The organism is Vibrio sp. Vb1554 (assembly GCF_033344235.1).
The window spans coordinates 14,335-27,857 of the sequence record NZ_JAWPOJ010000033.1; the positions used below are offsets into that span (position 1 = coordinate 14,335).

General features: G+C 41.9%; 13 protein-coding genes. 7 read left to right on the forward strand and 6 right to left on the reverse strand.

The annotated features are described in order from the left end of the window. Nucleotides 1-70: 70 nt before the first annotated feature. On the reverse strand, nt 71-406 hold the full coding sequence (locus R8N28_RS20280) for a DMT family transporter (RefSeq protein ID WP_069593657.1): 336 nt from the start codon (nt 404-406) through the stop codon (nt 71-73). Between the two features lie 123 nt (nt 407-529). Beyond that, nucleotides 530-916 (reverse strand): DUF6559 family protein, encoded by a 387-nt coding sequence (locus R8N28_RS20285; RefSeq protein ID WP_005377791.1) that lies wholly within the window; start codon nt 914-916, stop codon nt 530-532. Nucleotides 917-1,256: 340 nt separating this feature from the next. Between R8N28_RS20285 and metA the strand changes: the two genes are divergently transcribed. The 7 genes from metA to R8N28_RS20320 all read left to right on the forward strand — a co-directional run bounded on the left by metA (nt 1,257) and on the right by R8N28_RS20320 (nt 11,368). After that, complete coding sequence (gene metA / locus R8N28_RS20290; RefSeq protein ID WP_005377792.1) at nt 1,257-2,198, forward strand: homoserine O-acetyltransferase MetA; 942 nt, start codon at nt 1,257-1,259, stop codon at nt 2,196-2,198. 179 nt (nt 2,199-2,377) lie between these two features. Further along, nucleotides 2,378-3,103 (forward strand): type IV pilus biogenesis/stability protein PilW, encoded by a 726-nt coding sequence (pilW, locus tag R8N28_RS20295; RefSeq protein ID WP_062730688.1) that lies wholly within the window; start codon nt 2,378-2,380, stop codon nt 3,101-3,103. A 267-nt stretch (nt 3,104-3,370) separates the two neighbouring features. Continuing rightward, entirely contained in the window at nt 3,371-4,300 is a 930-nt protein-coding gene (locus R8N28_RS20300) for a phosphate/phosphite/phosphonate ABC transporter substrate-binding protein (RefSeq protein ID WP_005377794.1), read from the forward strand. Further along, nucleotides 4,300-6,456: a GGDEF domain-containing phosphodiesterase gene (locus R8N28_RS20305; protein ID WP_065274439.1), complete on the forward strand. Its 2,157-nt coding sequence runs from the start codon at nt 4,300-4,302 to the stop codon at nt 6,454-6,456. The genes R8N28_RS20300 and R8N28_RS20305 overlap by 1 nt, the downstream gene beginning before the upstream one ends. A gap of 156 nt (nt 6,457-6,612) precedes the next feature. Then, complete coding sequence (locus tag R8N28_RS20310; protein WP_082240147.1) at nt 6,613-9,789, forward strand: response regulator; 3,177 nt, start codon at nt 6,613-6,615, stop codon at nt 9,787-9,789. A 9-nt stretch (nt 9,790-9,798) separates the two neighbouring features. Next, on the forward strand, nt 9,799-10,275 hold the full coding sequence (locus R8N28_RS20315; protein ID WP_017633987.1) for a hypothetical protein: 477 nt from the start codon (nt 9,799-9,801) through the stop codon (nt 10,273-10,275). A gap of 1 nt (nt 10,276) precedes the next feature. Continuing rightward, nucleotides 10,277-11,368, forward strand: coding sequence for a hypothetical protein (locus tag R8N28_RS20320; protein WP_025766727.1), 1,092 nt, complete (start codon nt 10,277-10,279; stop codon nt 11,366-11,368). A gap of 146 nt (nt 11,369-11,514) precedes the next feature. On the opposite strand, the gene R8N28_RS20325 is transcribed toward R8N28_RS20320, so the two are convergent. The 4 genes from R8N28_RS20325 to R8N28_RS20340 form a co-directional block, all read right to left on the reverse strand. After that, nucleotides 11,515-11,826, reverse strand: a complete 312-nt coding sequence (locus tag R8N28_RS20325; RefSeq protein ID WP_005377799.1) for a hypothetical protein — start codon at nt 11,824-11,826, stop codon at nt 11,515-11,517. A 202-nt stretch (nt 11,827-12,028) separates the two neighbouring features. Then, nucleotides 12,029-12,463 carry a DUF962 domain-containing protein gene (locus R8N28_RS20330; RefSeq protein WP_005377800.1) on the reverse strand — a complete coding sequence of 145 codons (435 nt, stop codon included), beginning with the start codon at nt 12,461-12,463 and terminating at the stop codon, nt 12,029-12,031. A gap of 119 nt (nt 12,464-12,582) precedes the next feature. Next, nucleotides 12,583-12,936: an MmcQ/YjbR family DNA-binding protein gene (locus R8N28_RS20335; protein WP_017633985.1), complete on the reverse strand. Its 354-nt coding sequence runs from the start codon at nt 12,934-12,936 to the stop codon at nt 12,583-12,585. Between the two features lie 23 nt (nt 12,937-12,959). Beyond that, the gene (locus R8N28_RS20340; protein WP_005377802.1) at nt 12,960-13,442 is read right to left on the reverse strand and encodes a MarR family winged helix-turn-helix transcriptional regulator; all 483 of its coding nucleotides are present in this window, start codon (nt 13,440-13,442) and stop codon (nt 12,960-12,962) included. Nucleotides 13,443-13,523: the final 81 nt, after the last annotated feature.

Consider the following 13,523-nt stretch of genomic DNA (forward strand, 5'->3'; position numbering starts at 1 on the left):
TGAATTTGTACTAAAAAGCCGCAGCAATTTCTCGCTGCGGCTTCTTATTCACTTAACAAGTAGAGTGGCGTTATTCGTGCCCTACTGTTTTGGATAATAAATTTACGATCAACACACCAGCGATGATAAACCCAATACCAACTAGGGCTGGTAAGTCTAGACGCTGTCCGTAAACAAAGTAACCAACCGTCGCAACCAAAACGATCCCAGCACCACTCCATATGGCATAAACAACCCCGACAGGCATTGTTTGCACTGTGACGGAAAGCAAGAAGAAAGCGATGCCGTAACCAATCAAAACGACTGTGCTCGGCATTACTTTCGTAAATTGCTCTGTTTTGGGAATATAAGAAGTGGCAATCACTTCACATACAATCGCTATCGACAGCGCCAACATTGGTGGCATAGAGACAAGCATTTTGAACATAAGGCATTAACGCTCAACAGAAATGTAACCGACAACATGTCCGGATAATTAGGCCGCGCATTATACCCAACTCATCTCACGATGGAATACCACTAACGATGTTTACACACCATCACTTTCACTTACTTTTTGATGACCAGGTGAAAGGCTGACGTTTTGGTGCTGACGAGAAATTTCAAAGTAGATATGCATATCAATCGGCTCAGGTGTATTGAGTAGCATCTTACCTACTTCACGTTGGAAATGACCATAATTACCTAGCTCATCCGTTAGTTCTAGGAGCTCGTAAGAGGCTTCATCGGCAAACATTCCATACGCATACTGATAATGACTGATATCCTTGCTCTTATCATAACCCAGCTTTTGAAGAGCTTGATCAATCTCTTCCGGCGTATAAATGTCTTTATCACCAAAAGAATGCAGTAGCACGCAAGGAACTTCTTGAGCTATGCTCTGAATCTTTGTCTTTCTCTTGAAAATACCGAACATAATGTCCTCCACTGACGATGTTTCCAAATATGCACATTAATGCAAAATGGTGAGCTGATTGTTTTTAGTATGGCTCATTAATTTGAGACTTCCTTACTACGAAGTCACCTTCACATATTAACGTGATCGCATAATTACCAGCAAATAGTACACACTGCGTTTCAAACCTATCTCATCAGAAACTCTGCTTTAGTCACAATTGTGTGACAACCCCGAGTACGGTTTACCATAATGTAAAGAGTAGATTGAAAAGTCGGATTTCGTATCGACATCTAAACTTAATTAAGTTAGCTTTAGAAGTATAGACGTCTAGATTGACTATACTTAGGGAGAGAAAGTCGTGCCAATTAGAATTCCAGATCAATTACCAGCTACCGATGTATTAAGGACAGAAAACATCTTCGTGATGAGTGAAACGCGTGCAGCGAGTCAGGAAATACGTCCTTTAAGAGTGCTGATCCTTAATCTGATGCCAAAAAAAATAGAGACTGAAACTCAGTTTCTGCGTCTACTCTCAAACAGCCCACTACAGGTTAACGTCGAATTACTGCGCATTGATAACCGCCCGAGTAAAAATACGCCAACTGAACATTTAGACACGTTTTATCGCCAATTTGAAATGGTGAGAGATAAAAACTTCGATGGCATGATCATTACTGGAGCTCCATTAGGTTTGGTGCAATTTGAAGATGTCATTTATTGGGATCATCTCAAAACCATCATGGAGTGGGCAAAAGATCATGTGACATCTACTCTTTATGTTTGCTGGGCTGCGCAAGCAGGGTTAAAGCTACTCTACGATCTACCTAAAAAAACGCGTAAAGAAAAACTTTCAGGTGTTTATCATCATCAAATCCATCATCAGTTTCACCCTATCTTACGCGGATTTGATGACACGTTTTTGGCTCCTCACTCGCGTTACGCAGATTTTTCGCCTCACTTTCTAGAAGAGCATACTGACTTAGACATTTTAGCGACATCGGATGTCGCAGGTGTGTACTTGGCCACCACAAAAGACAAACGCAATGTCTTTGTCACAGGACACCCTGAGTATGATTCTCACACCTTACATAATGAATATATCCGAGATTTAAGCGAAGGTATGGAGCCCGCTATTCCTGTCAACTATTACCCAAACAACAACCCAGATAACCCACCAATTGCAAGCTGGAGAAGCCATGGACACCTCCTCTTTTTAAACTGGCTTAACTACTGTGTTTATCAGCAAACACCGTACGACCTCGATCACTTCAGTGAAGATGCTTTCACTAAAGACGATTAGCTTCAAAATAAGCAAACAAAGCACTCATCATTACCGAAATGTAATATGTGAACCAAGCCGCCATATGGCGGCTTTTTCATAACAGTTTGCAAACCTGATCGCATAGTGTTTTTTCCTCAATAGGCTTTTGCTAAGTAATTCATATCATGCAGAAAGATTCAGGGATGTAGGGATAAAGAATGAAAACAGCAAAGCTCGGTGCACTATTATTATTGTCTCAGTTTGCACTCGTGGGTTGCGTGACGGTGAAAGAAGATGGAAGCCCTGTCGTTAAAGCCGATCCTGTGGCAATGGCAGAATCACGTATCGCACTTGGCTTAGGTTATTTAGACGGCGGTAACATGATTCGCGCGCATGATAACTTACAACAAGCCTTAAACCACGCACCTCAATACTATCGCGCGCAATTATCTATGGCTCACTACTACGAAACGGTTGGTGAAGATATTAAAGCCGAACAGATGTATAAACGCTCTCTACGCCAACACACTAAAAACGGAAATGTGCTCAATAACTACGGTACTTTTCTTTGCAAGCGAGGTGACTTCGAAAAAGCCGATCAGATGTTTAATCGAGCCATTGAGCAGCCTTATTACTACCTTATTCCAGCGAGCTATGAGAATGCAGCTTTTTGTGCGCTAAAATCACAAGATAAAGACAAAGCGAGATACTACTTTACTAGAGCTATCGATCATGACCCTCATAGACCAAAATCGATTTTGCAACTCGCTAAAATAGAAATTGATAGCGGTGATTATACTGAAGCTAGAATTCGATTAATGAGATTCAATCAAATGTATGGTGTAAAGAAGCCTTCTTTGCAACTCATGATTCAACTTGAACGTGCAGCAGGCAATGAAGCTCTCGAGAAAAAGTATCAAAAACAATTGGAAAAATTTTCTTAGTACAAAATAGCGATACATAAGGCGCATTAGCTCACAGCCAATACAGCGCTTGACCAAGAATCCAGTGAATTCAGACTCACGGTGATACATTCATCCTGTACATAAACGTCAAATTCGGTACTATTTGAACGGAATAAGTGACCAAGTCACATTATAAAAAGTGCGCACACAACGAAATTTGTACATCATACTGTTTTTAAGATTGATTTCGGCACATTGATAAATACTAAATATTACTGACATGCACCAGAAGGAAGTTGAAGCCGGATGAAACCTGCCTGCACTCTGTTATTACTCACTTTGCTGAGTTCACCTTTTGTCGTCAGTGCACAAGAAAATATTGAGAAAACATTCACGTTTGGCATTGTGTCCAATAAAGCCCAAAGCAAAATCAAAAAAGCGACGCCCCTTACTCAGTATGTAACTGAAAATATGGCTGAATATGGTTACGCAAAAGGGGCGGTAAAGGTATTTAAAAATTATCGTCAGCTCGCGGTTGCGCTTGAAAATGGCACCGTTCAAATTGCAACGGCGACCCCCTTTAATGCGATGACCTTAGAAAAGGAGTCTAATAGCCAAATCCTTGCTATACGATGGAAAAAAGGCCTGCAAAAATATCATACGGTGTTCTTTACTAATAAAGAGAGTGGCATTGAGTCATTTTCTGACCTGCGCGGAAAAACGCTTGTTTTCGAAAAGCGCACGTCTACCAGCAGCTATTACCTACCTGCGATTACATTGCTGAATCACGGAGAAAAACTGCAATACCTTCCCTCTCCTGATGACAAACCGGCCAAAGACAGCATTGGTTATTTATTCCTTGATGAGCAACTCGCTCAGTCAAATGAAATCAACCTATCTGTATGGGTATATAAACAGAGAGTTGCAGCAGGAGCATTCAGTAACTTCAACTGGAACAATCCCAAAGATTTGCCAGAGAACATGAAAGACAAACTAGCGATTTTTTCTCGTTCTGTTGAAATACCCAGGGATTTAATTCTCGCTTCTCCAAGCATGAGCCTAGAGCAACAGCGTAAAATCACGTCAATACTGCTTGATATGGATACAACTCACGAAGGCTCTCTCGCACTTAAAAAGTTTCAGAACACCAAAAAATTCAGCGCGCTTACTCCAGAAATGCGAGCCTCCTTAAGTACAGTGCGCAAGTCAGTTCACTTGTTACCGAAGGTGGATTGATGTTTAAAAAGCTCTCACTCGAAACCAAATACATTTGCTCGACAATGTTCGTTGTCTTGTTTGTTGTGGTGATAAATCTTGCGTTATACATGCACGGTTACGATGCGTATTCAAATAGCTTAACTCAACAAATCACGAACAACTCTCAAGAAAAAACAGAATCTTACGTTAAGCAAAAAGGGTTGGTTTATGCAGAGCTATTATCAAAACAGCTTTTTGATCCACTCTATACAGACAATATCAGTCAAGCGTATGAGCAAATTAAGGCAACATTGAGCCAGCCAGATGTCTCGAAAATACATGTTGTTGACAATGAAGGGCTAATCTTTCACGACGGCACTACTCAGCTAAGGATGTTTGCCCAACCTCATTACCGCTCTCCTTTTATTTTGAAAGCAATAGAAGAATCTAGAACTCTCGTTTCCTTTTCCAAGCATCAGTTGGAGATCGCAGCGCCGATTCAGCAATCAAACATTACTCTTGGGGCGGTGTATCTTGAGCTTAACTTGATACATCTACTGGAAGAGAAAGAACAGAATATTGAACAAGTCCAAGCGATTACCTCAAACGATAAACAGAAGATGTTTAACTTGCTGCTAACGATCAGTGGGATATCCGTTCTATTCGGTAGCATCATCGCTTATGCTTTGGGGCGGTCGTTAACTAAACCACTCAAGCAACTAAAAGATCAATTTTCAGAGTCAAATACCCAAGCGCTGCCAGTCACTGACATACAAAGCAAAGATGAAGTGGGAGAACTTATTTCGGCGTACAACAAAATGTCAAACAAAGTGAACCGATACACCAGCCGAGTTGAGTTCATGGCGTACCACGATATTCTGACTTCCCTGCCAAACCGAGAAAAGTTACTCATTGATATTCAAACGCAAATAACTGACCACAAATCCCCCTCACTCGCGGTTGTGTTTATTGACTTGGATGACTTTAAGCACATTAACGATAACTATGGACATAACATTGGGGATAAATTGCTAGGCCATCTTGCCTCAGAGCTTCAAGGCCGTTTGCCGAGTTATTTTAAGCCGCTTTACCGCCTTTCTACCATCGTAAGTCGAGTAGGTGCGGACGAATTTGTACTGGCCTTTCCGTGCTCGGACAATCATGAAGCTAGAGAAAAAGCGCACGCTATTCATCGCCAACTACTCTCTCCCTTTAGTTTGGAAGAGAACGATATTCAAATTACGGCAAGCCTCGGAATTGCTGTGTATCCAGAATTTGGTTCAAACGCAGAGTCTCTTTTACAGCTTTCCTCTCTTGCGGCGCAGGAATCTAAAAGACGCGGTAAAGACATTATGACGATATACGATTCCACGTTTGATGAAACGATTAAACAACGTTTATACATAGAACGAGAACTGCGTCGTTCAGTACGTGATTTGTCTCAATTCGAGCTGTGGTATCAACCACAATTTGATCTAAAAACTTATCGCCTAATTGGGGTCGAAGCATTGGTTAGGTGGAATCATCCCGAGAAAGGTTATATCAGTCCAGAATCGTTTATCCCGATCGCAGAACAAAGTGATTTAATATTGGAGCTTGGAGAACATATCATTGAGACGGCAGTTGCTCAGCGGGCAATGTGGGCAGAACATTTCGGTACTGATTTTCACATCGCATTAAACTTGTCCCCAAGACAAATCTATCGCCAAGATTTAAGTCAATTATTTTCTAAGTATTTACGACGACATGATGTCGCCCCTCAAACCATTCATGTTGAAGTGACAGAGTCACTTTTTATTGATGATACAGAGAAAGCTCAATATGTGCTTAAAAAACTACAAAGTATCGGAGTGGAAGTTTGGCTAGATGACTTTGGTACGGGGTATTCAGCCCTTGCCTACCTACAACATATGGCTTTTGACGGGCTCAAGATTGATCGTTCATTTATCGCTCAAATCCGAAAAAGCGATCAAGACGATTCATTAGTTCGCGCGATTGTATCCATGGCTCACAACCTAAGAATGAAAGTAGTAGCCGAAGGCGTAGAAACTCAAACTCAACTCACACGAATGGAGTCTCTCCACTGTGACGTCGTACAAGGTTTTTTCTTAGGTAGACCTGTACCTGCCGAGGAATTGATTGCATTTGAACACCAACGAGGGAGTGGCGCTCAAAGCGTCAATCACTTTGCTTAGAACGCCGTTTTGTTAACTATTGCCGCTTAGCGCGTTAGTACTCGTAATGCAATATCGGTCACACTTCCCCCACCTCATTAATATGAATTTTCTCTTAAAATCTAACATCTGAGATAAATAAACTACACTTTTCATATCAACTTCTTGGATATGGAAATGCGCGTGGTAGGAATCTTTTCTTGGAACAACCTGTCGGTAAAACAAAAGCTATTTGGGTTGGTTTTGCTGCCAATTTTATTGTTGCTTGTCCTCGCGGGTAAACATGTACAAAGCCTTTCTATCCAGGCTCAGGAACTACAAAAAGCACAGTTATTCTCTGTCTACATCGACCGCGTATCTTCGCTTTATCACCTACCGAATAACCCTGATGTAATAGATAAGCAACTAAAAACTCAGCAGATATCTCAATTGTTACGCGACACTGCAGCACCAGTATTCGGTGAAAACGCTGAGATACTAAACCAGTTGACAAGCTTTGAGGAAGCAACCCTCTCGATGCTCTCTTCGCAAAATCAAGAAGAAAAGTTAGATGCGGCAGAGTGGCGAGCTGATACGTTCAAAGAAATCCTCATGAGCTTAGACAAAGTCTATTTTAGAAATGTGAGTTATGAAACAAACACTCACCTTTCTTCTTTGATGCAACTTGAATGGTTGATGTTTTGGTCTACTGAAGAGCATAGATTAAGCGAATATTTGATTCGATCTTCAGAGGAAAATAACGAGTATGACCTCACAACACAGGCTTCTATCCAATCTTTAATCCAGAACCAACAACTATTTCTAGAGCGTTTTGTGACGCTAAATGCCAATCAACAACAAGTAGATCTGCTCATTGAGACGTTTACGGGTGAAGTCTTTATCAAAAGCCAAGAGTTTCGTGCCTATTTATTGCAACCAGCTCAACTCAAATCATTAACCCCGGATGAGATTGATGCGGGGTTATCTGCACTCAACAAACGCTTATCGTTATTACAAAGTGTTGACGACAAAATGGAACAACAGCTGAGTGATGATATATCAAAGACAATCAACACGACGACACAGCACCGCTTTACCTTTATCGCAATGATGAGCCTTTTAACGCTGTTGGTCGTAAGTTTAACGCTAAGATTGGTGCGAAAAGTTACTGGAAACTTGAATCTAGTCCTCAAATTTCTCAGTAACGAAAGCAATGAACAAAGTAACACTGAAAATTCACCTCTTGCTCAACTAATAAAGGGTAAAGACGAGCTGAGTAAGTTTGCTCGAGAGGTAAAAAAGCTTAGTGATGAGCGGATGTTGTCCAGACTAAAGCTCACACAAGCTAAAGAAGATGCAGAACAAGCAAAAGATGATGCAATTAAGGCGAGTAAAGCCAAAAGTAGCTTTTTGGCCAACATGTCCCACGAGATCCGCACGCCGCTAAATGGCGTTATTGGCATCTCTGAAGTGTTATCCGATACTTCCCTGACTGCCACACAACGCGATTACGTCGACACGATTGAAACCTCCTCCCAACTGCTTTTGAGTTTAATTAATGACGTTCTAGACTTCTCAAAAATTGAATCTGGGATGTTGCTCATTAGCCCACATTCAACTTGTGTTCGAGAGTCTATCTATGACATTGCTTCTATCATTTCACCGAAAGCAAAGGAAAAAGGCATCGATGTGCAAGTCAACATTAGCCGTAACACGCCTTACCACGTAATGTTGGATGACCATCGTATACGCCAAGTTGTCATGAACTTCATGTCTAACGCGGTAAAATTTACCGAACAAGGCAGTGTAGAGCTATCGGTCATCACCCGCGAAATAAAAAATGGTGAAGCGGTCATCGAGTTTTCCGTTAAAGATTCTGGGATTGGTATTGATGCCCAGCAGCAAAAGAAAATATTTGCTCCATTTGCCCAAGAGGATAACTCTACTACCCGACAATTTGGGGGAACTGGACTTGGGCTTGCCATTAGCACGCAATTAGTTGAGCTAATGGGTGGAGAAATTCAACTTGAATCCGAGAAAGGTAAAGGCAGTCGCTTCTTCTTTGAACTAACTGCTCCTGTTGTGACTCAAGAGTTTAACGCTTATCACGCTCTGAATCACAACGACATATGGATTGTATGCAGCAGTACTCAACTAGAACAAAAACTGCGTAACGAGTTAAGTTTTTTCAACATCAATATAACGCAGTCAGTAGATACCTTAAGTGCGTTGCCAACGTGGATTGATAACGAGCGCGTTATCGTTATTCATGTAGAAGCATCACCAAATGCAGCGGCGATGCATATCGATGAGATAGAAAGCCTTTGTAAACGAAACATTCGTGTCTGCCTCATCAAGCACCTTCATAGCCCACAATTCGACTTTAGAAACAATATCAGCGCCTTGGTCACTCAACCACTACTAGGGCAGCGCTTAATTAAAGCACTTGAAAGTTGTGCGGCAAATTTCTCGCACGCACAACAAGAGAGCACTTCAGCGCAACATGTTAAATCTCTGCCGAAAATTTTGGTCGTTGATGACAATACGGTCAATCAAAAAATCGCGGGGCTACACGTCACAAAAGCTGGCTTCGACTTTGATGTCGCAGTAAACGGACAAGAAGCGGTTGATAAATTTCAACAGAATCAGTACAGCCTAATTTTAATGGACTGCATGATGCCCGTAATGGATGGATTTGAAGCCACCCAAATAATTCGTCAAATAGAAGTAAAAGAAAAACGCGCTTTCAGAATTCCAATTATTGCTCTAACGGCAAGTGTGGTCGATGATGATATACAAAAATGCTTTGACGTTGGAATGGATGACTATGTGCCCAAACCGTTTAAAGCAGGGTTGCTTAAAGAGAAGTTAGATAAGGCAATTGGGTTACGTGTTTCCAACACGACGCCTGCTGAACCACACCAAGAGAACACCACCCCCGATAAAACTCATGAACTACCTGCAAGTTCTGAGCAACCAGAAGCAACGGTAACGCCTATTCGCTCCGAACGCATCTTGCTTGTCGAAGATAATAGAGTGAACCAGAAAGTGGCTTCTCTATTGCTATCTAAAGCAGGCTATCAATTCGAAGTCGCAGAAAACGGACAAATTGCAGTCGAAATGTTCCAAAAAGATGGAAAGTTTGATGTTATTTTGATGGATTGCATGATGCCCATAATGGATGGGTTTGAAGCTTCTAGGCAAATTAGAGCTTATGAAGCGAGTAAAGGATTAGCTAAGACGCCCATTATCGCATTAACAGCAAGCGTCGTAGATGATGACATTCAACGCTGCTTTGATTCAGGAATGGATGCCTACGTACCAAAGCCTGTGCGCAAAGAAAAACTGTTGTATCAAATTGAACAAGCAATGTAGGTGGATTCTATGAGTAGAAATCATTCTCGCGTTGCTTTTCCTTTGCGTTACATAAAACGCTATCTGTTTATTCTGATTGCCCTTCTTTCATTAAATTGCCAAGCTCTCGCTGCAGAGAGCTACGCCGTTTTCTCATTTAATGACGAATTCTCTCCGCTCACTGTCAATAAAGCGCGAAAGTTGTACAGAGGGAAGACGCAACTTTTACAAGGCCAGCGAATTGAACTCTCTGACTGGCCTGCGACATCAACAGAAAGAGCTGAGTTCTATCGTTATCTTCTCAACAAAAATTTAGCGCAAATGAACGCGCATTGGGCAAGCTTGTCTTTTTCAGGTAAAGCTAGACCGCCAAAAGTGATTGCACGCTCCAGCATTGATGACCTCATAGCATGGATGCAAGAGAAGCCGAATAGAATTGGTTATGCCCCAACATCGAGCGTCCCTAGTAATGCTCATGTTTTATGTGTGGTTAGCTCGGAGAATTGATATGAAAAAATATTTAACCATGTTATCGCTGAGTATCGCGACCTTTCCGAGCTCAGCCACGATTGAACTAACAGAACAACTTTCTTTAAGTGGTTTTGGCTCTACTTCGTGGGCAAAATCCGATAACCCAACTACGTTACTAGTTAACCGCTTTATTGGCGATGAATCTTGTTTCGATTGCGATACCACTTTCGGCATGCAGCTCGATTATTTTCACAAGGCATTTCGGGCATCCGCACAAGTCGTAAAGCGCCCGCAAGACCATTGGAGCTCGCCTCAGCTCGAGTGGGCGTATTTGGCTTATACCTATCAAAACATAGAAATACGAGGAGGACGCTTAAGACTGCCACTGTTTTTGATGTCTGAGTACAACTATGTCGGCCACGCTTTTACCCAAGCCCGCCCACCGAATGAGGTATATGACAGCATTCTAGGTATCACGGCTTATAACGGCCTATCTGCACGCTGGATTCATGACCTCAATGAGCAAGTCGTACTTACCGCCATGCCGTTTGTCGGGTTTAAAGACAATAGTGACGTAACCATCAATGAACGTACTGAATTGGAAATTGAGTCAAACAATACTGCAGGGATGAACTTAACGCTAAGCGGAGAGAGCTATCGTTGGAATTTTTCCTACCTCCACGGCGATTATGATCAAACAACGACGCTCTCTAACATTGAGCAGTCCACTCCCGGTGGCGGAACCACAATCATTGACCGTCTAGTTGAAACAGAAAAAAACAACACGATCGATCTGTTTTCTCTAGGGTTAAGATACGAGCTCGATAACATTGTGATTATGGCAGAAGGACAGACCAGCAATCTTTCCTCATCTTGGTACGCGACAACAAGTTATAATGTAAACAAGCTGACTCCTTATATTGTTTACGGTCAGCAGTTTAATAGTCGGGATAAAAAAAGTGGAGACAGTTTCTTACTCGGGTTGAGATACGACCTAGATTACAACGTTTCCCTGAATGCAGAATGGCAAAGGTTCAACGCCTACAATAATAGCTCTGGCGCGTTTTCATCAGCCCCAAAGGATGACAGTGCGAGCCTTTATACGCTAATGCTCAACTTCGTTTTTTAATGTTTCTTACAGTACCAATTTCCACAACACTGGGGGCTGTTGTATTAAGAAGGCTTTTTGCAACACGTAACTAAACGCTAAACGACTGGAAGGGATAGAATCGATCAGATAGGTAAGTGGCAATCCAAACAGAGACAAAGGTTACTCTATTTCGGTTTGTTTTGATTGCCTTTTAACCGCTTTTCTTTGCGTCGCAGTGCCCGGAAAAACTTTGACTCTTCGTGATACCAACCAAGGACACTAATTGGGAAGCCCACGAGCATCATAATAAAAACATCCGCAGGGAGTTGTTCCCAAATGTCGCTTAAAGAATGCAGCTCTCCAAAAATGAACAAACCGATGACTTTACCAAGCAGTAATGCACAACAAATCATAAAGAAGGACTTTAATATATAGTGCCATTTGCCTTTTTTACGCTCTTCTCTCCAATAGGCATATTTATATTGTCGGTCGTACATTCATCCCCCTAAAGTAAACTTGCCGTAAGTTTAAGTATCTCGATAGCGTAAAGTGCGTTGGCACCTCTTTAATCATAGTGCGTATCTAAAGTGAATGCTTGTCGTGGCAATAAGAAGGAGAGGTATTCTGTAGTAAGAGCTACATAATCTCTGAACGTTATATGTCTTGTGTCATTCGGATGATGCCTGATTTTGCTTATCGCTAGTGTTTTCTGAACACCCAAATCGGGCCGATGAGTAGAAACTGTAAATCCTCAAAAAACGACGGTTTTTTACCTTCAATCTTGTGACCGATAAATTGCAATATCCACAATACGCCAAACAAGAGCATAGAAATATGCAGAACGGGCAACATCAATACCTCTAGCGACCAAATAAGGCCAATGCACGCTAATGTGTAGCCGATCATCATCATGAATACACTCAGAGACAAACGAAAATAGAAAACCCAAGTGGGGATCACCGCTACCCAAACCCAATTAAGTTCGAAGCCTAATAATGAAATCTGGGGAATCGACCAAATAAGTCCAACCACAGAAAGGTAAATACCTGGAACTGCGATTGTGTGAATCTTTTGGTTGATAGGGTTTTGGTGACTCTCCCCGTATTCTTTTAGCCATTCAGATAATGCTCGCATATCATTCCCCTTTTCCACCTTCTTATTCTTATATAGCCCGAGGATGAAAAAGGTGCGAATTTTTCCGTAAAGGCTACGAGCAACGAGCGACAAAACAACAGAGGCCAGTGCGTTGCCGATTACTCACCAAGCAACGCTCGTTGTGCTTTCGGCAGCTTGGCAACGACAAGAGCATAAGAGCGTTCACACAAGTCTTGAATCAACCCATCCTCGACATCACCGTTAAAATAAACCGTTATCCAATGACGCTTATTTAAGTGATAACCCGGGATAATGTCCGTAAACTGCGACGTTAAGACTTCTCCATCTTCTGGTTTTACTTTTACGCTGACATACTCCCGACCGTTTCTCTCTGCAATGATGGCAAACATCTTGCCTTTGATTTTGTAAACAAGCGCTTCAGGCCCAAATGGGAAATCGCTTTCTGCACACATGAAGGTACTTAAGTATTGTTCTAGTTCTTTGCTTTTCATATCCCCTGCCTCCTTCTGCATTCTCACTCAAATTGTGGCAATAGCAATTTTAACGCCTGGTTAACCTGCTCTTTTTCATTGCCTTCTAAACCATGCAATAACGATTGCTGAACGTCTACATGCTCCAAAATTAGCTTGTCAATTAAGGTTAAGCCTTGCCCTGTTAGTTCAACGGTGACGCTACGTCGGTCTTCTTTACTATGGGTTCTGGTAATAAACCCTTTCTTCTCTAGTTTATCTAAGCGATTAGTCATCGCACCCGAAGTGAGCATCATCGACTCTATTAACGCTGAGGGAGTAAGACAATATGGTGAACCAGCTCGACGCAGTGTCGCTAACACATCAAATTCACCCATTTTCAGATCGTACTTCTTATGTAGCTCGGCGACCCTAGATTCCATGTGTTTTGCAATTCGCATTAGTCGACCCATTATTGCCATCGGTTCAGTGTCGAGGTCTGGCTTCTCCCTAGCCCACTGCTCTACCACTCTATCAATTGCATCCATTATTTCTCTCCAAACATCATATATTTTTTATTTTAACATAAAGATACTTTACAAAAAGCCACCTTGCCGATATCGTTACAT